Consider the following 22,208-nt stretch of genomic DNA (forward strand, 5'->3'; position numbering starts at 1 on the left):
TGTTTCACTATTCCTGGATTTGAAAGGTTATATTTAATGGCAACATCAAGATAAGACTCTCCACTAGTTTGATAATAATGTATAACATCTAGCTTGAATTTCCCAGAATAGCTCTTTGATGTTTTTCTTCTTTCTAACCCTTTTTCACCTACAGTATTATAGATACGAACCCAATTTCTTAGAGGTTTAGAGTCTGGCAACCCCCATTCTTTTGCCAATCTTCGGTAACCACCTTCTCCACTCAGATATGCTTTAACAATCCTTAACTTAAATTCATCATCATATTTAGCCATAAAAAACACCCCCAAAAGTTTGGTCTAACTTTTGGGGGTCGGCTCATCCCTTAGAGGTTTTTTTGTATGGTTTAGTTCATAAAGTTAACAAACTTGAGGAAGCGCTCTAAACTAGTAGCTACTTCTGCACGTACAATACTATCTTTTGGAACAAATTGATTGTTCGGACGGCCTTCAAGAATACCTGCTTGTACAAGTTTTTCTACTTCAGCTTGAGCCCAAGGAGCAACATCTGCTTGATCACTAAAGTGTGCTACTCGAGACAATTCTGATTCGTCATATGAAACAAAGTCCATGGCACGGGCGATCATTGTTGCTACTTGTTCACGTGTAATTGGGTCATTTGGAGAGAACGATCCATTTTCGTGACCTTCAATTAAACCAGCATCAACAGCTGCCATTAATTCATCTACGAACCACTCACTACCACTGACATCAGCGAAACGGTTATCATATTCTACGTCCGTTGCTAAACCGATACTTCTAGTTAGTAAAGCTGCTACTTCAGCACGTGTTGTTGTCTCTCTTGGCTCAAAGTTGCCATTTGGATAGCCTTCAATAATGTACTTCGAAGATAATTTTTCAATGTGATCCTTCGCCCAGTAACCTGCAGTTACATCAGAGAAGCTCACTTCATTTTCAACTACTGTGTATTTACTGTTTGTAAAACTCTTGAATGTTGCACGGTTTCCATTAAACACAGAAGGTACTGGAGTATATGAGCCATCTTCGTTTAAACGTACGACACTTGAACGTTCAGCATTAAAGTCTTCGCCACCCACAATATCACGGCTTACATATTGGTTGAAACGATTAACTGGTGTTGAGCGATCTCCAGAGCTTGCAGATACGCTGAACTCAACAACAGGTGATTTTGCATTTAAAGCATTTTGGCCAATAACATCATCTGTATCTTCTGACTGGTTAACTGAAACTGAAATATTAACTTCATCACTATCAGATAGACCTAACTGCGTGGCTAGCTGTTCACGGTCGATCTCACTTGCAGGTAGGCTGATTGATCCTTCTTGTGATGCCACCTCAACGACCGCATTAGGGTTCTTCTCTTTAACAACATCAAATGCATCAGAAGGGATACGGATCTCTCCTACTTCACCATCGCCTTTTTCGATGTTAAGTGTTACGCGGTCTACAGCCCCTTGGCTATTGACTTTTTCAGTTAATCTTTCGGTATTAACTGTAAGTGTTACTGATGGTTTGCCATCAGGTGTTGTTCCATGCTCAACATCTGCTGAATCACTAGCATCTATACTAGACTCGCCTTGTGATTGATCGTCTTGACCATCACCTGATCCAGAGTCGTCAGAGCCACTGTCTTCACTTCCACTATCTGATCCACCGCTTCCGCCTGAGCCGCCTGAACCTCCAGAACTACCTGAGCCGCCACTGCTGTCATTAGATGAGTCATCATTTTCCCCATCATCTTCCAATGTTGATAAAATGGCATTTGCAAATGCAGTTCTCAAAGCTTTTCTAGTTCCCTCTTCAAGACCTAGCTCTTGATCTAGTGGAGCTTTCATAGCAAAAATATCATTAAATGTAAGACCTGTTGCGTCTTTAAAATTATTCTCTAAATCTTCATATTCAGAATTTTCCTCAACAGTTTCTCTTACATTAGTACGGATAAACGATTCATAATCAAATTCTCCATCATTTAGTTGCTCTGAAATATGCTCTAATAATGATTTAGAACGAACATGGTCTTCAAAAGCAATGAAGAAGCCAAGAAAAGCATCAACCGTTACTTCACCTTCAAAGATTGCATGAAAATCTTCTCTGTGGTTATTTCTAAAATCATTAACTGCACTAGTTAAATCTGAAGCACTTGTTGAATAAACAATTTCTGCAACAGCCTCGGCAATTTCTACAGCATTACCGCTACTAGTTTTAGTGTCGATTTTATTTATCAAATCTGAACCTAGTACATTTCCCCAATTTACGCCATCAAGTTCTCCTTTTGCATCATTAATAATCTGCTTATCCGTATCATTCATCTCGTCATAGATGTTTACTAGACGATCGACAAAATCATCAGCAGTTACCTCTTCCGCACTTACAACTTGTTCTCCTACAGGAACAACGGTTGCGAGTGGTGTTGCTACTAAAGCCGTTGCTAACATCACATTAATTGCTTTTTTACTTAACGGAAAACGTTTCATTTACTTTTCACCTCAATAAAATTTTGTTCTATATTTGACTTAAGAATCCCCAAAGATTTAAAAATTTTATTATCTAGTCCTCTAATCTCAATTTCTATCATGGTACATATGAACAAGTATAGTCTCTTGAAAATATTACCACAATCACCTAGGATAAGTATACTATATTTAAGTGACTTCTAGGACAATAAGTCTAGTTTACAACTGTTATCTCTACATTATAAGTTGTTTTCTTGCTAGTATTGTTGCTATTCGTTAATTCAATAACGATTGCAAATGATTTTGTGTCACCTTCAATATCAGCACCAAAATTAATCAGGGTTGCTAATGCACCTGCATCTAAACTAGACAGATCATCTACCCCAGGTAAGAATAGTTCAAACAAATCTAATGTCTGCTCACCACTATCAAGTTCAACACTAGTTTCAACACTATTAGAATCATCAGTTAACAACCCTAAACGATTGGCACCATTTTGATTCTGAATCTCTTTAATTTCCACTTTAACTGGGACATTAAAATCCCCTGTTATACGTTGAACAGAAGTATTTGCATCAACCTCTGCTCTAAAGGTATTACCGCTTTTAGTAAAATTAATATTATTTATATCAAGGTTAGTTACTTCAGGTGTTGAGTCATTATTAGTATTCCCTTCTCCGCCACCGGCTCCACCAGCGCCATCCGAACCAGAATCACTGTTATCCTCACTCTCGTCTTCCGTTCCTTCGCTATCTTCAGTAGAATCTTCACTCTCTTCTACTTCAGCGATGCGGTCCTTGATGTCATCGAAGTTCTGAATGATATCTTCTACCTTCGAATCTTTTGGCACAGTTACTTTTTTAATCTCACCGTCACGGTCGATTGTGATTTTTTCACTGCCATTAATTGCGACGCTCTCGATATTTCCTTTACCCGTAAGCTTCACTTCTTTTGTACTGTTGAGAACAAGTGATGTTACCGCTGCGTTAATTTCAACATCTTCAGCATCACCTTCGACTGAAACAGACTCAATCGTTTGGCCTTCCTCTGCTGAAATTGATGCGCTCGTCTGCATGCTTACTTCTCGAATTGATGTTGAACCGGTTGCGTTTACACGTACACCATTTTTCTTGACTTCGACTTTTCCTAATGAACTATTCGCAAATGTCACATTCGCGTTTGTACTATTTAAAATGGAAACTTGCTGAGTCGTAAGGATTTTTTCTGAGACGATTGTATTCCCCTCAACGGTTAGTCCATCAGCAGCAAAACTCGTTTCAGAATAGATTTCTAAATCACCAGCCACCGCTAGGTTTGTCACTGATACGTGGTCACCATTTATGACAACATCACCGTTAACTGTATAGTCACCGCCATCAAGGACAAGGATGTCTGATTCCGTACCACCCGCATTGGTCTCAAGGTACGTTACGCTTGTTACCTCTTGACCAGAAGTTTCGACACGGACATTCGCACCCGCTAACGCGTCCTGATTATCTCCATTCAGTAACGCTTGAACATCACTAGCAACTTGATAAGACACACCATCAAGAACTATTTCCTCATTAGAAATGCTCTCAATTGTTTGCACTGGACTCTCCACCTGCTCGGCGCGGTGCAAAAATGTTGCCGCTTGTCCACGTGTCACATCATCCCCAGGTGAAAACGTCGTTGTCGTCGTCCCTGTTGTGATCTCGTGGTCAACTAATGGAGCGATAAATTCGCTGTACCATACATCTGCCCTCACATCTGTAAATGTGCGACTCGCATCGCCACCCTCTTCAAGTTCCGGGTAAGCAAGCACAATCATTTTAGCGATTTCAGCACGTGTCACTGTATCGCCTGGTCGGAAAGTCCCGTCTGGGAAGCCATTCACAATCTCAGCATCTACTAACGCTGAAATGGCGCCCGTATACCAAACCCCGTCTTTTACATCTGAAAAACTAGTGGCTGCAGAGTTCTGACTAGTATCGAACTCTAAAAGATCCGCCAGCATTACTGCAGCCTCAGCACGTGTCACCGAATCGCCTGGTTTAAACGTTCCATCCGGGTAACCTTTCAAAACACCTCTTTCAACTAACGCTTCAATCGCCTCAGCGTAGTAAGCCGAATCGTCTACATCCGTAAAACTCACATCAGCTGCAAACGTACTTCCAGCCACTGGTGCAGCAACCACTGCCGTTGTTGCCATTGATGCGGCTAAAAATTTACTAAAATCGTTTGGGGAATACTTCATCTAAACATCCTCCTATATAAATCTATCAAACCATATATTAATGATAAAAATGGTAACAAACTAGAACAAAATCCTCAGTCATATGAAACTACTTTAAGTATTTTACCACAAACAGTTTTAGGAAACATATTAAATTTCGGTAATGTTCTCTTATGTATCGTCTTAATTAAACGTTTGTTTAAGTGCTTCTGAACATTTCCCTTCAAACAATTATCGGCAAGAACACAATTTTTTTCGATAAACGAAAAGAGCTAACGCAATGCCTAGCATTCCGCCGATCGTATCTAAGACCACATCTTCAACGAGCCCCGTGCGATTCGGGTGCAATAGATGGCGAAACTCATCAACCGCGGCAAAGATGACGATAAAGCCAAGAGTCAATGTTGCACGAGTGATCGTTTTAAGTGAAAAGAGTCGTAAAAAACGATACATTAAAAACGCTAAAACAAAAAACACAACAAGATGAGCGCCTTTGCGGATAAAAAACTCAATAAACCCCGCTGTACCACGTGTTTCAATACTGACGATCGATTCCGAGTAAGTAAAAGAAACCCAAGAAAACCAGCGTTCAACCCAACTCAAATCAAAAGAACCAACGACCGGTCGAGCGTCTTGCTGTTCGTATGGCTGTGTCGATGCAAAAACGATCACTCCACCCCAAATAAACAGCGGCAAAAAATAATAAATGATACGCCCTACCTTACTTGACTGCACGTTGTCACCCCATGTTTTGAAACCTTGTTCGCTTCCACTTCTTGTACAAACGGCCGGAGCTGCTCTGAAATCTCTCCAACAAACGCAGATAGTTCAATCGACTCAGATTCACTATTCCCCTTTTGATAGGCCACTTTTAATATATCTAACAATATTTCCTGTTCACTCTTCGTTTTCACATCCACTTCCATCACCTACTTTTTCCAATTCCATTGCCTCAATTATAGTGGAAAATAACCAGATTGAGAATATCTGTTAATTACTTTTCTATATATATAGTAAAAAAAGGAAGCCGGTCCCCAACTAGAAGTGACCGACTTCCTTTTCTTTTGACTTGATTGACAATAGCTCAATTAACTACGCCAACAAAAAAGCAAGCATCGTGCTTGCTCCAAATTTTTATTCTTATAATTTATGTGAGTTACTGCTTTTAGAGGATCACAGGAAAAACACTCCTCTACCTTCTCCCTGTAATCCGTTTTAAATCCCTGTTTCTAAAGCGCATGTAGTAGCAACCATCATCACCTTTATATAGCTTAATCTTGAAGATCTCTAATGGCGTCCATACCGCGTTCATCTGAATCAAAGGCACTAGCCATACCCCCATTTATTTCCTTTTATACCAATTATACTACAACCATAGTAGAAATACTACCATTTTATTAGAATTATCAGAAAACGGAAGAGAAACGGTGCCAGGCACCCCCCATGTGGTGCCTGGCACCGTTTCTGCAGGTACTCTTGACAGTGTATTAACCAAATAGTACACTAATACTCATATACAATATTCAAAAATGGAGGCGTTCATGATGACCGCTTGGTTGAATTTAACGAAGAAAGAACTGCGTTTAGGGGTACCTGCCTTTATCATCCCACTTGTTGCTTTTGTTTTATTAGTAGCAGTGGCTGCTTATTTCGGACAACGCGCGGGGTATCCTTGGGAAGCTGTTGCCATTGTTGCCTTATCAGCGATCGGTGTCCAAGGAATGTACCTCGTCTATTACTTGCTTTACAGTTTAGCTTCAGAAAGAAAGAAGATGCATCTTTGGCTCCATACGCCAATGTCAGGCTATTCACTTCTTCTAGCAAAACTAGTAGCCGCACTAATTTCGATGGTCATTACCTTTGCTATTACTGGTCTTACGCTGATGGTCGCCGTTAGTAGCGTTGAGAACATCCCAATACAAATCCGTTGGATGGAAGTTGCAGATATCGGCCTTTTGGGTAGCATTCATATTTTTTTAATTGCGATTAATTTTGCGGTTTGGTTTTTATTTTTTTGGATGATTTTCTTATTACTCTCACGCACCCTCAGCACGTTCCTAAGTCTTATTGCAACATTTTTCTCATTTATTATCATTAATGTGATCATCTATGGCTGGTTTACCGAGACAGCATTTTATAGAGCGATCACGATGTGGGGGCCTATCAATCTAGACGAGATTCTCTTTAGCCTTAGTATGACGAGCAGTCTTGACGGCGGGACAGACGTCGCTACCGAAACCGGTCCACTAACGGTCTACTTCGGCTTTTACTTCACCGAAGCTTTATTTACCTTACTAATCTTTGTTGCGGCTTGTTGGATTCTCGATCGAAAGGTTGAGGTGTAGCCGATGGTTGATACATTTCATTCATCAAAACCGATTTATCAACAGCTCGCTGACCGAATTAAGCGAAAAATTTTACGAGGCGAGCTACACCCTGGGGATAAACTGCCGTCCGTACGAGAAATGGGAATCCAATCAAACGTCAATCCAAATACCGTGCAGCGAACATACCGGGAATTAGAAGCGACAAACATCGTTGAAACAAAACGGGGACAAGGAACATTTGTAACTGAAGATCGGGTGATTTTAAAAAATATGAGAGAACTGATGAAACAAGAAGAGATTTTGGAATTTGTTAAAAGTATGCGCGAACTCGGCTACGAGGATGATGAAATTGAAGCTGGTTTAAAAGCTTTTTTACACGAACAAACAGGAGGTATGGGCAATGATTAAGCTCGATCAAGTGACGAAGAAATATTTGCGAAATATCGCCTTGCGTGAGGTTGACCTAGAACTGACAAAGGGGAAAATTATCGGCCTAGTTGGTGAGAACGGCAGTGGAAAATCAACAACGTTAAAACTAATTGCCGGTTTGATCCAGCCGACGAAAGGAAGCGTAACCGTAAATGAGGTTCCTGTAAACCATCGAATCGCCAAGCACGTCTCCTACCTATCAGAGCTTGATGAGTATTATGGCTTCTACAATGTTGGGCAAACAATCGACTTTCATGCCTCCCAGTTCCCTGACTTTAACAGCGAAAAGGCAGAAGAAATTCTCAGATTTATGAAGCTAGATAAGAATGCTAAACTAAAGCACCTTTCAAAAGGGAACCGTGGCCGTTTAAAAATCGTGCTTACTCTCGCTCGTGAAGTGCCAGTAATTTTAATGGATGAGCCGCTTTCGGGGCTCGATCCAATGGTCCGTGACTCAATCGTTAAAGGCTTAATCTCGTTTATTGATCTTGAAAACCAACTAGTTCTAGTCACAACTCATGAAATCAAAGAAATTGAAATGATTTTAGATGAAGTAATCGCGATCAAAGATGGAGACATTATCGGACATCACAATGTAGAACAACTTCGAAGTGAGAAAAATATGGGCATTGTTGAATGGATGACAAGTATTTATGAATAAGGAAGAAATCCGAAAAGGCTGACTCCCTTTTCAGATACCATATTTGAAGTCTACGATGTGCCTAATTGCTCACCTTTAGACGAATAACGAACGAAGCCATGGCTAACAGCTTTGGCTTTTTTTCGTAAAAGAAAACGAAACATGAGACAACCATTCCCAAGCATAGACATGTTGTAACCAAGCTTTCGGAATGGGAGGGACACCAATGAAATCACTTGCTAGAAAGCAACCGAACCCTAAAATAATTGCAGTCGGCGCACTCGTGTTACTGCTCGTTGTGATTATTTCCGCTTGTACGATGATGCACCAACCTGAAACAAAGGTTGTAAAAAAGTTTTATACGTATGAACAGAACCGTGAATTTTGGCATTCTTATGACCTCTTCCACTCACAAATGAAAGAGCGCTTTTCAAGGGATGGTTATGTACAGGATCGCGATCACATCTTTGTTGAGCATTTTGGTGTCAGCACCTATGATTTAGAGATTGGCAGTTCGAATAAGCTGAGCGAATGGCAAATGTCTGAAAATCATGAACCTCTTGCCCCTGTCTATCAAGTGCCTGTCACCAAAACATATAACAGCTCCTATGGCGTCTTTTCAATTCATCAGGACGTTTTTGTCGCCAAGGAAGATAATGAATGGCGCCTGCTCTGGTCGTATAATTATGAGGAATAACGAAGAAATGGACAATTACGAACAAGCGGGTGCCGTTTGGATCTACCTCAATGTCTATTTGAGACGATTAATAGGAGTCGAAATCACGGATAGCGGGTCTTCGAGGGCCAATGCTGTCGAAGTCCTCAATCGTCGGAAATGAATATTCATCATCTGACAATTTCCAAGGAAATAATCCGACAATCCATTGTCGAACGACTATATTTCCACGTTGTCCTGCTGGCTAATTTCCATAAATAAGAAGATTGTGTTAAAGTGGAAATTAACTTTTAAAAAAGGACGTAACGATCGTGAAGCATATTCTACTATTTCTAATGGTCGCCTTCATAATAAAGTCCTCGATGACACCACAGTTACTGGTTACGGAGCCAGCAACATGGTTTCACCTCCCGCATTATGAAGGTCCCTTTCAATTATCTTTTCTCTTTAACGCTGACAGTCCGTTTTACCGATTCTACTCCCTTCGAGTTGAGGAGGAATTTTTATTACGGAAATTAGGACATGTGCTTTCTTACGCAACTCTTACATACTTACTCTATTTGAACCTGTCGATCAAAAACCTCTGGGTGAAGCTATTGGTTGTCTGGGGAGCGGTCACGTTATTCGGTTTCCTTGATGAAATAAACCAAACATTTATTTACTCACGCGACGGACGCTTACTTGATGTGATCCTTAACTCAACGGCAAGCCTCCTCACCGTCGTCATCATTTCAACCGTTGTTATGATTTCAAAGAAAAAAGCAGTGACAAAGATGATAAAAAATAAAAGAAGCATTTGATCAGGAATGAGATCAAATGCTTCTTCATGTTTTGAGCGCCTTATTCACTTGACCAATCAGTAAAAGAGCCGGTACCATTGCATCCCGGACAATTCAATTCATCGGCACTAAAATAACCATAATACTCGCTGATTAGCATCGGATCATACCCCAATCCACTGCAATCAGGGCACTTCCCCGATGCTTGTGCCTTAGCAATTCTCTTTTGGTACCGATCTTCTCTCCATTGATTGAACGCATTAAGTAATCCCATATTCATCCACCCTAAATATTAGTTTTCACTTAGGATGTGACAAATATCGAAAATTCATACATGGCAACCGGGGGTCAGACCCCTCACCAAAATCCTCATTTCATCACACAAAAAAAGAACCTGCGATCCTTGCAGGCCCCTTGTTATCAGCTTTATTTACTTTATCGCATTAATGCAGTGAGGGGGTCAGACCCCTAATTGTGGAGGGCTTTGTCCCCATGATTGGCCTTCGACAATGGATCTACCGAAGTGAAACAGGATCAATGCGATACCAAATGTGAGGGTCGCAACCACAAACTGCGCTTGTATAACCAATAAAAATGTTAGTAACACACTTAAAAATTGAAAAACGGATTGAAGAAGTATTTTTTGAAAATCCTTTTTATACGTCATCATTAAAATTTATCCCCACCTTTTAAGAATTTTTTATACTATTAATCTACCTTCTTTAACGTCAAATCTAAATGCGAAATGTCACAATCCAGCCTAAAAGCTTAACTTTTTTATTATCCTATTAATTAGTCTTCCACCCAACTTCATTATATAAAACCAATATGAACTAAATATGAACTGAATAAAGAAAATTATGTAATTGCACTGAACCCTATCATCATGAAAATCATATCACTCCTCATCTAGCAAATCCTTCAACTTGATAGATAACCTCCCAAAGAAAAAAAGAGATGAGGACCCTATTAACATAAAGAAGGGTCCTCATCTCTTATATATAAATGTGTCATCTTTGCATGAATAACACCACGGTTACTCCACTGACTCAAGGAAGATATATTGACTATCACCACCTGCAAACATCATTCCTGAATCAACTTCAAGGATAAATGGACGATCTAGATCGGGAACTTCAAATGCAACCATGCCATTAACCGTGAATTCTGGATTGACATTTTCCAAGAAAAACGAAAGTCCGCCAGATGCTAGTCTCGTTGCCGTTGAATCTGGGTCAAATGTACTGCCGCTATTGGCATCAATCACTTTTAACATCGCAGAATCTATCATTCTCGCTTCGTTATCATTATTCATAATATCCAGATCAACAATTAAAAACATCCCACTCGTTTCAGCGACTTCAAAATCACCTTCAATACGATCTTGTGCGTAAATTTGGTTCGCTACATATGTAAGCTCACCTGCCTGCACAGCTTCATTCATTCGAAACACCTGTTGTCCGTCATAAACGAACTCATCAGATTCACCTTCACCAGCTTGCTCTGTCTCATCAGCATTAGCTTCACCTTCATTGGTATCGGCCTCTTCCTCTGTTGCAGGTTCATCGGTTGTTTCAGCTGCTTCGTCTCCTTGATTAGATTCTGTCACTTGCTCCTCTGGAGTGGACGAAACCTCTTCGTCCCCATCACCAATAATAATACCTATAAAGACGAGAAATACGAAAAACCCCAAGCCACCTAATAATATCTTTTTAAACATATACTCTTCCCCCTTTCATTTATTGTGCAACGGGTTGCTTTTTGGGTTTACGCATAATGCCCATTAGCCCCGCTGCCACTAGGAATAAAGCTGGTACGACACCAAATAAACTAATAGAAATTAATATAGCTATACCACTAATCACCATCAACCAGCCTCCAGCTTTCGCCTTAAACTTAACAACAATCGCCCCGATGATCGCGAGAGCACTAAATAGAAAAGCACTAGCTCCCAAACCTGATATTTCACTGCTACCACTTACTGCCTCATCAATCCCGCCGATAAACAGTGCCAAAAATGCACCACCAAAACCAATAAGACCACCTATAATACCTAATACCACTTCCGTAGTCCTACTCACATTTCCACACCCTCTTCCATTTTCTGATAACAACACCTATATCATACCACAATAATGGTAATAAATAACTATAATTCGTCAATTATCTACTATAATTTTATAAATAATAGAACTTAAATAGTAAAACAAACCTATGTAATTAGCATTGTTATCGTTAGAAAGGCGCGAATGTAAAAAAAGAAAAAAGGGGTCAGACCCCTCACTAAAAATCACCATTTCCCCGCACAAAAAGGAGCCGCGTACCAGCGAGGCCCCTTTTTACTAACTTTATAAACTTTATCACATTAACGCACTGAGGGTCAGACCCCTAAGGAGGAGGGGAGATGACCCGAACATTTTTACCGAATTAATTCATAGCGTTGTATAAAGACTTTGCAAACTCAACCCGTGAAACAGTTTCTTTGGCCTTAAATTCCTCTGATTTTTCGAATATTCCTTGTTCAACTAAAGTCACAACATCTTCAGAGTGCGCGGGACTAACATCCGCTAGATATCCCATTTCTAGAGAACTCTCAGCAACCGGCGCGATGCCAAATGCCCTCACTAAAACCGAAGCGAGTTGTTCTCTTGTTAAGAATTGATCAGTCATAAATACAGCTCCATTCCCTTTGAACAATCCAGCTTCAGTAGTAGCTGCAATTGCTTTAGCAAAAGAGTGATTGGCATGAATGTCATTGTAATTTTCTAAAGCACCCTCTAAGTTTTCCGGTACATCTAATTGAAGTCCACTTGTAAACATCTGTGCTGCTTGAGAACGAGTAATTTTTTCATCTGAACGAAATTCCTTTGTACCATCCGCTAATTCATATCCATTGATAATCCCAGTTGCTACTAAGTCCATCACCACTTCATAATCGGGATGATTCGGCTGTAAATCAGTAAACGTAACTGGTGATTCAATTAATGTTGGGGATTTTCGATGCCCGGTTGCTTGCTCATAATCATAAGCCATCGCAATAAGGTCAGCTTCACTCCACATCTCACCGAAAAATGCCAACGCAAACGGTGATCCACTTTCGTAATAACCCGCCGGAACAGTTATTAGTGGCAAGCCACTAATGTTAATTTCAGACACCGTCGTCGCACCAATGTTTTCTCCCCCTAGCTCAGGTGTTTCTTTATACATTTGTGGGAATACAAACGCATCAAGTTTATGTTCGTCCATCACTTCATTGATGATTCGTAAGTACTCATTCCTAACCTCATTAAAATGGGTTAAATCTACTTCTACTTCTGGGTTACTTAATGCTTCATCAATATCGACACGTCCAACTAACCAGCTTAGTGGTCCATCCTCTGTCCAAGGGATTTCTCCCGCTTCTGCAAAGACATCGTCAATTGTCAGTGCATCATTATCTGGATCTAAGTTTTTCAAATAGTTTGCTAGATCGTAAAAGAATGACTCATAGCCGACATTCCCTGCTTCCTCAACATAATTTGCAAATTCAGAACCTGCAAATGGATCGTCGACAACCTCTGCCCCTTGGCTTTCTAGTTGTTGAATAGCGAGATTATAAAGCTCTGCTGTTTCTTCTGTCAGTTCGACATCACGCCACCCTGCACCAAAAAGCCCAATTCGTTTACCGTCAAGAGCAGAATCATCAAGAGCTGATAAGTATCCATTACTTGGAACGTTACCAATTGCTGCTTCAGTTAACGGATCCACTTCGGTGTAACCGGCCATAACGTCTAGCATCAACGCAGCATCCTCAACCGTGCGGGCATGCGGCCCTAGTACATCACGTGTACTTCCTGCTAGGGGTGTAACTCCTGTGATCGGTACAAGTCCAAACGAAGGTTTGATACCAACAACCCCTTGTGCTGCAGCCGGGTTTTGGATCGATCCCCCGGTTTCTTCAGCGACTCCCATGACTGCAAAGTTTCCTGAAACGGCCATAGCCGTCCCACTACTACTTCCACCTGGAGCAGCGGTCGGGTTAAAGGCATTATACGTCGGTCCATCCCAACTCGTACTTGCATGTGTACCTGTCGCACTAAACGCTGGAATATTTGTTTTCCCAATAATAATCGCACCTGCTTCTTTCAATCTAGTCACCACTGGTGCATCATTGGTTGGCATTAACTCAATGCCACCAGCTTCCTCACTGAGTGGAGCCCAGCCAAACGTTGTTGGAAATCCACTAACATCAACTGCTTCTTTTATAACGACTGGTATACCTGCTAAAGGTCCAAGCTCTGCTCCTTCCTCACGTAAGCGATCAATTTCCTTTGCATCCTCTAAAGCTTCATGATTCATAAACGTAAACGCATTATATGTTCCTTCGTATGTCTCAATCCTGTCAAGATAGGCCTGAATAATCTCCTCAGTTGAATATTGACCATCCTCATAACCAGATAACAGTTCATTAGCTGTTATTTCCTCAATCTTCAAACCTTCTGATGCAAAGCTCGCAGACCCGAAAGATAGTACCCCTGTCAATCCAATAATGGACGTTAACACTAGATACATTACTCGTTTTATTAACTTTTTTTGTTTCACGTTTTTAACCCCTTCCCTATTTAATAGATCTAGTAAAAATTTTTAGAATTAGCGTCCCCCACCTCCTTTTAAAAAAGGTAACATTTTTAACCATATGAATCTTTTAGATTGAGAGATAATATTTCAAAGAAAAAATGAGGGAAAGACCTCCCCTCATTTCTTCTCCTCACTTTTAACTTTTTATTCTCTAGGGTCAGACCCCATCAGTCCTCTTCCTTTTCCAAAAACTGCTGTAATTGGTCCAGGCGTTGGTCGAATTCTTTCGTATCAATCTCTTTTTCATTGAAAGTATCAAAGTTCCCCATGTCTGGGAATTGACTATTAGCCACCTCCCTACCCGCCGCACTCTGCTTATCCCCTAATTCCTCCACCGGTACAGCGGAAGCGATACTTGGGTCTCGTTGGTCAATCTGACGCAAACGAGTAAACAACCCATCATACTCGGCCTGAAGCTTCTCACGCTCTTGAAAAATTTGCTGCATCCGCAACTGAATTGCCGCTCTCTCATCGAAAGTCATACTATTATTCACCTCTGTTTTATAATTAATTTTATTTTCTAAATTATAACATAATTCAAGAAGGACGAAGTGACTGTAAAACTGCTAGTTATACCATTTTAAAAATTTTTTCTCACATATCACCTGAAACTCATCGTTCTCACTATATATAGAGTGAAAGGAGGTGAGGGTGATGGCAGTCATTAAAAACTCACGACTATCTCTTCAATTCGAAGTTGGGATTGATGATGATGGGTTACCGATCTATAGGACGAAAAGCTTTAACAACGTCAAGTTAAACGCCACAGACGAACAACTAACAAACACAGCACAAGCACTAATTGGCTTGCAACAGCATCCAGCGATGAGCATCGAACGAAACAATGTTTACAGCCTAGTGTAAGGCAAAATTATTTACTTAACGAAAGGAGGAGCTACTCATGGACAAGCAAATTCAATTACAATTTGAAAATGTCGAGGGGCGTACAGTAACCATTTCACTCGATGACCCAATCGAACCCGTTGACCAGGAAACTGTTCGCGCAGCAATGGATACGATCATCTCAGAAGGCGCTATTGCATCAACTCGAGGCGATCTCGTCGCTAAGAAAAGCGCACGCATCGTCGGTCGCACCGTAGAAATGGTCGATATTAGCGAGTAGAGTTGAAGCGGTGTGAGGGTCCTATCTTGGACGGCTCTCACCGCTCTTTTTTCACTATGTACTGAAAGGGGGATACGATTATGGAAGTTTGGTTGCCACTCCTCAGCGAATATGGCTTCCCGATTGTGGTCACACTCTACTTATTACATCGAGTCGAAAAAAAGCTTGATGCTGTCAACCATTCAATCATCGAATTGGGTGCCAGGCACCATAACGCCTATAAAAAAACCAGCTAATAAGCGGTGCCAAATAAGCGGTGCCAGGCACCTTAACACAGGTGCCTGGCACCCTTTTATCCACAAACAAAAAGAGCATCCCATTCAAGGAAAGTGCCCCAATAATTATCTCTATCTATTTTTAGGTTTTGTTTTATTGGATTTTCAAACGGTGAATTTCTAACTTGTTTTTTGATGTTTCTAAATACGTGTACTCAATGTCACTTGTCAATGTATCAAGACGGGTATTTACTTCGGCAAAACGGTCTGTCATCTCTTTTCGGATACTTTGTTGGCCAGCTTTGAGGACTTCAATATCAGCTTGCATTGCCTTTTGACCTTCTTCTAGATTAATCAGTCGACCTTCAATTCCTGTAAAACGCTTGTCCATTTCTCCAAAACGCTTATCCATTCCTTCAAAGCGCTCGTCCATTTCTCCAAAACGCTTGTCCACGGCTTCAAACTTCTCGATCATTTCGTTTCGAAAGTCCTTCAATTCCTTTTGAATAACCGACGTGAGCATTTCCTTTAACTCGTCCATGTTCATACACCATCCCCCACCTTTTTAAATTGGCATAAGACTAAGTGACAGTACAAGACTCGGGATCGAAACATTATTACCCGCAAAACAAGAACATAAGTTCCTTACATAAAATTATACAACAATCCATAGAATTGGTGCCTGGCACCGTTGTTGGGGTGCCTGGCACCAATTCTATACCATACATCTACGTATCAAACCTAATCCGCACTTCAACCAAATCCTGCACGGATCCATCCATCGCACTACGCGTATACACTTGTAGCACGCCAGCGTCGGCGGTTGGTTGATTGTCAAAGGGGATTCGATCTCGAAAACGGCTATAGGTGGGGGCACCGTATTCGGCGGTTGTGAACGTTTCTTCTGTGACTACGACTCCATTGTTATCCACAACTCGGTACAAGACATTCGCCTCAAATGCTCGGGCATACCCAGTGATAACTTGATTATCACGAATCATAAATCCTGGGAAAGGCTGCGTGACAACGATGTTTGTAGACATTGGAAGTGGAATGATAAGCCTCATCCCTTGGTAAAGAACATCAGGTGAAAACGTCAGTCGTCGCTCATTAGCTTGGAGGATAATTGGGATCCCCACCCCTATTCGTTCTGATATTGATGCAAGTGAATCGCCCTCCTCAACTTCATAGACAACAGCAGGAACATGAATTTGTTGATGTGGCAAAATAAAATTAGGATTGTGGATCGTCTCGTTGATCCCAACCAAAAGCTCTGGGTCAGCCGTAAATCGCTGTGCTAAAGCACCTATCGTATCACCTTGTTGAATGACGTACAATGTCAATGTTTCCGTTGCAACCTCTTTGGGGATCACAAGCAATTGCCCCTGATAAATCGTATACGGATCAACAAAAGGCGGATACAAAGCATTAGCACGGGTAATCGACTCCACTGTACTTTCGTAACGGACGGCAAGACTGTACACCGTCTCGCCAGGCTGAACTGTATGCAAAATATGTGTACCAAACATAATAGGCATTTGACACCGCTCCTTTATGAGTTCACTACTTATAGATATGAGTGAGCATGGCGGTGTTATGCCTAGGGTGCCAGGCACCACCAATGCGGTGCCTGGCACCCTCACTAAGACAACGGATCGCGCATCAATGGAAGTGTTAGGCAGTGAATGGCTCCACCTGCTTTTTCAAACTCTGATACATCAACAGCAATGACCTCTAATCCATGCTGTTCAAGCAATCTCATTGTGTTCACCCCTGAAGCTGGACAGACAACTTTACCGGGCGCAATTGGTAGGACGTTAATTGCTAACAAAGGCTCATTGGGGTCGACATGCAAAAGCTCAAAGCCCATTTGATGAAGCTCATCTAAAAACCAGAACGGCAATAATGATTTATTTACGAGCGCTTTTTGACGGTCCAACAACAAAAAAGCTTCATCTAAATGGATGATTGTGGATGGCAAATCAATCGAGATTAATTCGATATTTTGTACAGAAAGGACGTTTCGCAATTGTTCAATCCCACTTTTATTCACGCGTTCGGAGCGACCAATCAGGGCTGTTTGATTATCTAACATTGTAAAACTACCCCCTTCAACGAAACCATCCCCCTGAATGCACCCTAAGATTGGCATTCCTAATTGACTATAGGTTTTCGTTGCATGTAACGTTTCACCGTATCTGAGGTACAATGCGAGGCGCGGCAGTATCACCCCACCAGGAATCACCATCCCTAAATCTCTAGTAAACATCCGCTCCGGCCAATCGGTTGTGATTCCCTCTAAATAGACAACCTCAATCCCTTCATTTTGTAGTACTTGAACGAGACTGTCATGTTGCGACTGCATGAGATTCAAATTAGGTGGTGAGCTCGTATTGCTACCAGGAGTTCTTCCTTTGATATCACCACTTAACACTGATCCCGCTTCGATTTGCTTCGCATTACGTGGCAAATTGAAAATTTCCTGGCCAGGACGATGCATTAACACTTTCTTCACATTCCCGATATCATTGGGGACGCCCCAGTTTTCACCCCAGACTTCCTCTAATAATGTCTTATCATGGAACGGCTCGCTCACAATACTTCTAGACTGATACCGATTAGCACTACCCATATCGATCACTCCCTGCGTAACTGAAATTTTACATAGTTACACTTAGGATTCCCTAAAAATAGGTGAGTTATTAACAGGTAGGAGTACCTTGGTGGTGCCTGGCACCTACTATTGGGTGCCAGGCACCACATTAGTTCGTTCAACATACTTTTGGTAGTTGATTGGTTGTGGATAAGGAAAATATGAGAGAATTTTATTGGTTGTAATATGGGGGTTGTGTTCTTTATAAATGTACGTGCGGTAACTGCTCCAATGGTAATGCTCTGCTTTTTCAACCATATTTGCAGAAAGAGGATTCAGATGAATGTATTTACTCACATCGATTTCATACAACCTTGAATCGATCAGTTCAGCACCATAACGTCCTTGAAAAACGTGACCACTTAACTGATACTTCTGATTAAAATATTTTGCGTAAATAGTATTTAGTTGCAGCATGATTTGACTAATGGGGTCTTCAATCGTTTGTAATTGGAGGTGGATATGATTCGTCATGAGGCAATAGGCATGGAGTTCGAAGGGGAATTTTAACCTTGTTTGCTCGAGAAAATCTAAATAGGCATAGCGATCATCATCATCTAAAAACAATTCAGATCGTCGATTTCCACGCTTTGTTATATGATACATCGCATGCGGAAACCAGACTCTTTGCTTTCTTACCATAACGACACCTCTATTCAATTTTTAATTTTCAAAATAAATAGGTTGGAAAATGTCCTTTTGTGAGGATTTTATGCGGAGAGGCCCCCTTACGAGAAGGCATGCTCGGGGGTTAGTCTAAATGATGTCTTGCTTTCAACTTCTGAATCGCAGCTAAAACCTTATCCAAATCAGACAAGCCATTTGGTTCACTCGGATTTGGCGTCGTTAAAATATGGGCAACCCTGCGATAATTGATCGTCGTCCCGTATCTCATTAAAACGTAAATAGCATGTTCTGTCTGACCATCTTCACGCCAATCAACTTCACCATAACACACACGATAATAGCTATCAGCGCTATGCTGAGGCGCATAAACCTCAATAAAATCAATTGGTTCTTTATGGACAGCCATTCTCTCACCCCTTTCATGATATAGTCACTTACTCGTTACAGATAATTCATTCGACAATGTTTTAGCTTTTCCTTTATTTTTTTATTGGGTACTATTATTGGGTGCCAGGCACCTCCTTAATGGTGCCTGGCACCCTCCTTCCTCCTCCTTCCTCTAGTAGATTCCGATACTTGCTAAAACAATGGCTGGTATAAGCGACAATATCGGGATCGCAATCGCAATAACGGCAATGTCCTTATAACACTCCTTGTGGGTCATACTTGTAACAGCTAACAAGGTTAAGAGTGCGCCGTTATGTGGGAGTGCATCCAGGCCACCTGACGCAATCGAAGCGATCCGGTGAAAAGCTTCTGGGGACATCCCAATCGCGTGAGCCAACTCATAATACCTCGCTCCTAAGGCATCGAGGGTGATCCCGAGACCACCTGACGCTGATCCGGTTGCCCCCGCGATGACATTCGTTGAAACCGACAATGAAATCAACGGGTTTCCTTGCATACTTAAAAGCGAGTTAGCCAACCGTTCAAAGGCCGGAACAGCTTGAACCACGGTTCCAAATCCAACTGCAGCACACGTATTAATTATCGCTGTCACTGAGCCAACAGCTCCACTGTTCATTGCCGGTATAAATCCTTTCGCCTTTTTCAGATTGAAAAGCAAAATAAGGACAATCCCTGTAATCAACGAGATGATGATATCCCACTGCAATATATTTAACGTAAAAACAACGACCGCCAACGGTAATAGTGAGACCAAAACATGTGGATCTTTACCATCATTTTCAACCTTTACTTCATCTTTTGGCGGCGTATATGTCTCCCCCGCTTGAACGAGCTTTTTTTCACGCCATTTTAAGTAGGAAAACCCGAGCCCAAACATAAAGACTGCCGCTGAAAGTCCCATGATCGGCGCTGCTGCGGCTGTTGTATTGAAATATTCCATCGGGATTAAATTTTGAATTTGTGGCGCCCCTGGAAGTGCAGTCATCGTAAACGTAAAGGCCCCTAACCCAAACGTTGCGGGAATTAACCGTCTCGGTAAGTTCGCCTCACGGAACAAAGATAGAGCTAAAGGATAGATCGCAAAAATCGCGACAAAAACACTTACGCCACCATAAGTTAAGACCGCTGAAGCAATAACTACGCCTAAAATCGCTTGCTTTGGACCAATTAATTTTGTAATTCCGATGGCCACTGAACGTGCCATACCTGTAAACTCCATTAACTTTCCAAAAATCGCCCCAAGCATAAAGACTGGGAACCATGTTTTTGCAAAGTTAACGAACCCCTCCATGTAAGGACCAGTGTAGGTTTCTAGTAAATCTAACCCACCAAAAATTGCAACAATACCGGCACAGATGGGTGCCATCCAGATAATCGACCACCCTCTGTACGCTAGAATCATGATTAAAGCCAAACCAAGAAAAATCCCTAACATCGTATCCCCCCTTGGTGTGGTGCCAGGCACCTCTCATTTGGTGCCTGGCACCCTAAATGCGAACCAAATTGACAACGCTTACACATTTTGCGAATACTGGATAAGTAACTTGTTAACATCAAATAATTAAGGTAATTTATGTCTTGTTGAGGTTGTCGAGTTGAATTTTCTAAGTAATCTTCTTCTCTACCAACAGAACAGTTGGCGTGATATGAAAACTGAAACCGGTTATACATATACACCACTATCCTCGAAAAAGAAGAAAAGTCCTCCCCTGCGTTGCAGCCTGCACTTCTCAGCTAACAAATTGCTGATTCATTCTCTCTCACTCATAAAGTCAACACCGCCCTTCCAAAACGAAATTCATTAGGAAGTTATCAAACTAAAAACCTTGTATTATAAAACATAGTACGAGTAGTGCTGATTCATGCTATCTTTTTGTAGGGTGCCAGGCACCTCCTCAATGGTGCCTGGCACCGCTTCTCGCTGTTGCACCGTTAAATGAAGTTCATGTATAATATGGCTATAATCAGCGTAAAAATAAAAAAGACCGAGTGCGGGTAACACTCGGTCAATGCAACTACATGCCGCATGAAGAGCGGCGGCCTAAAAAGTATAGCAGCATTTTTTGAAAAGTAACCACCTTACTCTTTGGTCGAGAGCGGAAAGGGGTTACTTTTTCTTTCTACTGATGACAAGCGCAATAACTGCCACAATCGCTGTTAACGCTGTAGCTAAAAAAGCGCCAAATTGAAAGAGCATACTCATCGCTTCATACGTCACCATCTGATAACACCCCCTTTCAATCAGGGAGTGCCAACCACCCATCCGCCATTATGCAGTTGCTAATTTGATTTTAGCACATACGTTCGTGTTTTTCTATAAATATAATGACAACCTATATTAATTAGGAATAATATACCAATCATTTTTGGTGCCAGGCACCCCAACACAGGTGCCTGGCACCACACATCGGCACCACACATCCATCCCTTCATACATATTCCTAAAAGTCCGTTGGCATAATAAGTATTAAACAACCTAATTCATAAGGAGGAGACATTATGAAAAAGGCATTTATCGTTGGTCTCACTGCCATGATGCTAACCGCTTGCGGAGGTGAAACTCCTGTGGAAGAAGACAATGACCCGATAGAAACAGAAACACCAGAGGTGGATGAAGCGACTGAAGTCGAACCTGAGATGGAGGAAGATACAGCGGCAGAAGGGGAATTTTATCAGGAATTTAACGAGGAAATTGCTGACACCGAAAACATTCGTGCCACATTAATGAGTGTTGAAAAGGTGGTTGATGAAACTTGGGATGATGAACGGATCTTAGTCACATTCGAAGTAGAAAATAAAATGGAAGACACGATCGAAGTACAGGCGCGAGAGGTCTCTGCCGACAACCGGATGATTGATCAATCCATGTTATCGATGAGCCAAGAAGTTTCAGGCGGCAAACTTGCAGATGCTGTATTAACGATTCAAAACTATGATGGTGACCTTCCTGATATTGAAGACAATATTGAGATGATCCTCCATATCTTCTCTTGGGATGATTATGATTTTACAGAACAGCATGACGTTCACATTGATTTAAACTAAAA

General features: G+C 41.4%; 26 protein-coding genes. 9 read left to right on the forward strand and 17 right to left on the reverse strand.

What is annotated here, in order from left to right:
* The 5 genes from KH400_RS07735 to KH400_RS07755 all read right to left on the reverse strand — a co-directional run.
* A partial coding sequence (locus tag KH400_RS07735; RefSeq protein WP_217223669.1) for a transposase occupies positions 1–293 on the reverse strand: 293 nt, incomplete at its 3' end.
* A gap of 71 nt (positions 294–364) precedes the next feature.
* Positions 365–2,473 (reverse strand): S-layer homology domain-containing protein, encoded by a 2,109-nt coding sequence (locus tag KH400_RS07740; protein ID WP_217223671.1) that lies wholly within the window; start codon positions 2,471–2,473, stop codon positions 365–367.
* A gap of 193 nt (positions 2,474–2,666) precedes the next feature.
* A complete protein-coding gene (locus tag KH400_RS07745; protein ID WP_217223673.1) occupies positions 2,667–4,688 on the reverse strand; it encodes an S-layer homology domain-containing protein in 2,022 nt (673 codons plus the stop codon).
* A gap of 210 nt (positions 4,689–4,898) precedes the next feature.
* On the reverse strand, positions 4,899–5,402 hold the full coding sequence (locus KH400_RS07750; protein WP_312889087.1) for a VanZ family protein: 504 nt from the start codon (positions 5,400–5,402) through the stop codon (positions 4,899–4,901).
* Positions 5,384–5,581, reverse strand: coding sequence for a YwzD family small protein (locus KH400_RS07755; RefSeq protein WP_217223675.1), 198 nt, complete (start codon positions 5,579–5,581; stop codon positions 5,384–5,386). The genes KH400_RS07750 and KH400_RS07755 overlap by 19 nt, the downstream gene beginning before the upstream one ends.
* Before the next feature lie 627 nt (positions 5,582–6,208).
* Here KH400_RS07755 and KH400_RS07760 point away from each other — a divergent pair.
* From KH400_RS07760 to KH400_RS07780, 5 genes are all read left to right on the forward strand, one after another.
* The gene (locus KH400_RS07760) at positions 6,209–7,012 is read left to right on the forward strand and encodes a hypothetical protein (RefSeq protein WP_217223676.1); all 804 of its coding nucleotides are present in this window, start codon (positions 6,209–6,211) and stop codon (positions 7,010–7,012) included.
* A 3-nt stretch (positions 7,013–7,015) separates the two neighbouring features.
* Entirely contained in the window at positions 7,016–7,402 is a 387-nt protein-coding gene (locus KH400_RS07765) for a GntR family transcriptional regulator (RefSeq protein WP_217223677.1), read from the forward strand.
* A complete protein-coding gene (locus tag KH400_RS07770) occupies positions 7,395–8,084 on the forward strand; it encodes an ATP-binding cassette domain-containing protein (protein ID WP_217223678.1) in 690 nt (229 codons plus the stop codon). Before KH400_RS07765 ends, KH400_RS07770 begins: the two co-directional genes overlap by 8 nt.
* A 205-nt stretch (positions 8,085–8,289) precedes the next feature.
* Positions 8,290–8,760 (forward strand): hypothetical protein, encoded by a 471-nt coding sequence (locus KH400_RS07775; RefSeq protein ID WP_217223679.1) that lies wholly within the window; start codon positions 8,290–8,292, stop codon positions 8,758–8,760.
* Between the two features lie 290 nt (positions 8,761–9,050).
* Positions 9,051–9,539 (forward strand): VanZ family protein, encoded by a 489-nt coding sequence (locus KH400_RS07780; protein WP_217223680.1) that lies wholly within the window; start codon positions 9,051–9,053, stop codon positions 9,537–9,539.
* A gap of 40 nt (positions 9,540–9,579) precedes the next feature.
* Here the strand turns inward: KH400_RS07780 and KH400_RS07785 are convergent, their stop codons facing one another.
* The 5 genes from KH400_RS07785 to KH400_RS07805 all read right to left on the reverse strand — a co-directional run bounded on the left by KH400_RS07785 (position 9,580) and on the right by KH400_RS07805 (position 14,617).
* Positions 9,580–9,792: a methionine aminopeptidase gene (locus KH400_RS07785; RefSeq protein ID WP_217224064.1), complete on the reverse strand. Its 213-nt coding sequence runs from the start codon at positions 9,790–9,792 to the stop codon at positions 9,580–9,582.
* A 762-nt stretch (positions 9,793–10,554) separates the two neighbouring features.
* The gene (locus tag KH400_RS07790) at positions 10,555–11,238 is read right to left on the reverse strand and encodes a DUF4352 domain-containing protein (RefSeq protein WP_217223681.1); all 684 of its coding nucleotides are present in this window, start codon (positions 11,236–11,238) and stop codon (positions 10,555–10,557) included.
* Between the two features lie 19 nt (positions 11,239–11,257).
* Entirely contained in the window at positions 11,258–11,599 is a 342-nt protein-coding gene (locus KH400_RS07795; RefSeq protein WP_217223682.1) for a hypothetical protein, read from the reverse strand.
* Positions 11,600–11,945: 346 nt separating this feature from the next.
* Positions 11,946–14,099, reverse strand: a complete 2,154-nt coding sequence (locus tag KH400_RS07800; RefSeq protein ID WP_217223683.1) for an amidase family protein — start codon at positions 14,097–14,099, stop codon at positions 11,946–11,948.
* Between the two features lie 203 nt (positions 14,100–14,302).
* Positions 14,303–14,617 (reverse strand): hypothetical protein, encoded by a 315-nt coding sequence (locus KH400_RS07805; protein WP_217223685.1) that lies wholly within the window; start codon positions 14,615–14,617, stop codon positions 14,303–14,305.
* Positions 14,618–14,789: 172 nt separating this feature from the next.
* Here KH400_RS07805 and KH400_RS07810 point away from each other — a divergent pair, with 172 nt between their 5' ends.
* The 3 genes from KH400_RS07810 to KH400_RS07820 all read left to right on the forward strand — a co-directional run bounded on the left by KH400_RS07810 (position 14,790) and on the right by KH400_RS07820 (position 15,494).
* Positions 14,790–14,999: a DUF1659 domain-containing protein gene (locus KH400_RS07810; protein ID WP_217223688.1), complete on the forward strand. Its 210-nt coding sequence runs from the start codon at positions 14,790–14,792 to the stop codon at positions 14,997–14,999.
* Positions 15,000–15,036: 37 nt separating this feature from the next.
* On the forward strand, positions 15,037–15,258 hold the full coding sequence (locus tag KH400_RS07815) for a DUF2922 domain-containing protein (RefSeq protein ID WP_217223692.1): 222 nt from the start codon (positions 15,037–15,039) through the stop codon (positions 15,256–15,258).
* Between the two features lie 80 nt (positions 15,259–15,338).
* Positions 15,339–15,494, forward strand: coding sequence for a YvrJ family protein (locus KH400_RS07820; protein WP_217223694.1), 156 nt, complete (start codon positions 15,339–15,341; stop codon positions 15,492–15,494).
* Between the two features lie 133 nt (positions 15,495–15,627).
* Here the strand turns inward: KH400_RS07820 and KH400_RS07825 are convergent, their stop codons facing one another.
* The 7 genes from KH400_RS07825 to KH400_RS24045 form a co-directional block, all read right to left on the reverse strand.
* Positions 15,628–16,020 (reverse strand): hypothetical protein, encoded by a 393-nt coding sequence (locus tag KH400_RS07825; RefSeq protein ID WP_217223696.1) that lies wholly within the window; start codon positions 16,018–16,020, stop codon positions 15,628–15,630.
* Positions 16,021–16,201: 181 nt separating this feature from the next.
* A complete protein-coding gene (locus KH400_RS07830) occupies positions 16,202–17,011 on the reverse strand; it encodes a LysM peptidoglycan-binding domain-containing protein (protein ID WP_217223698.1) in 810 nt (269 codons plus the stop codon).
* Positions 17,012–17,115: 104 nt separating this feature from the next.
* On the reverse strand, positions 17,116–18,105 hold the full coding sequence (locus tag KH400_RS07835; RefSeq protein WP_217223701.1) for a dimethylarginine dimethylaminohydrolase family protein: 990 nt from the start codon (positions 18,103–18,105) through the stop codon (positions 17,116–17,118).
* A gap of 108 nt (positions 18,106–18,213) precedes the next feature.
* Complete coding sequence (locus KH400_RS07840) at positions 18,214–18,768, reverse strand: transposase (RefSeq protein WP_217223703.1); 555 nt, start codon at positions 18,766–18,768, stop codon at positions 18,214–18,216.
* Between the two features lie 109 nt (positions 18,769–18,877).
* Positions 18,878–19,159 carry a hypothetical protein gene (locus KH400_RS07845; protein WP_217223705.1) on the reverse strand — a complete coding sequence of 94 codons (282 nt, stop codon included), beginning with the start codon at positions 19,157–19,159 and terminating at the stop codon, positions 18,878–18,880.
* A gap of 153 nt (positions 19,160–19,312) precedes the next feature.
* Positions 19,313–20,596 (reverse strand): GntP family permease, encoded by a 1,284-nt coding sequence (locus tag KH400_RS07850; RefSeq protein WP_217223707.1) that lies wholly within the window; start codon positions 20,594–20,596, stop codon positions 19,313–19,315.
* 672 nt (positions 20,597–21,268) lie between these two features.
* Positions 21,269–21,382, reverse strand: coding sequence for a putative holin-like toxin (locus tag KH400_RS24045; RefSeq protein WP_246589456.1), 114 nt, complete (start codon positions 21,380–21,382; stop codon positions 21,269–21,271).
* Positions 21,383–21,660: 278 nt separating this feature from the next.
* On the opposite strand from KH400_RS24045, the gene KH400_RS07855 reads away from it, so the two are divergent.
* Positions 21,661–22,206 carry a hypothetical protein gene (locus tag KH400_RS07855; protein WP_217223709.1) on the forward strand — a complete coding sequence of 182 codons (546 nt, stop codon included), beginning with the start codon at positions 21,661–21,663 and terminating at the stop codon, positions 22,204–22,206.
* Positions 22,207–22,208 lie beyond the last annotated feature (2 nt).

Origin of the sequence: Desertibacillus haloalkaliphilus, assembly GCF_019039105.1 — a bacterium.
GTDB classification, from domain to species: domain Bacteria; phylum Bacillota; class Bacilli; order Bacillales; family KJ1-10-99; genus Desertibacillus; species Desertibacillus haloalkaliphilus.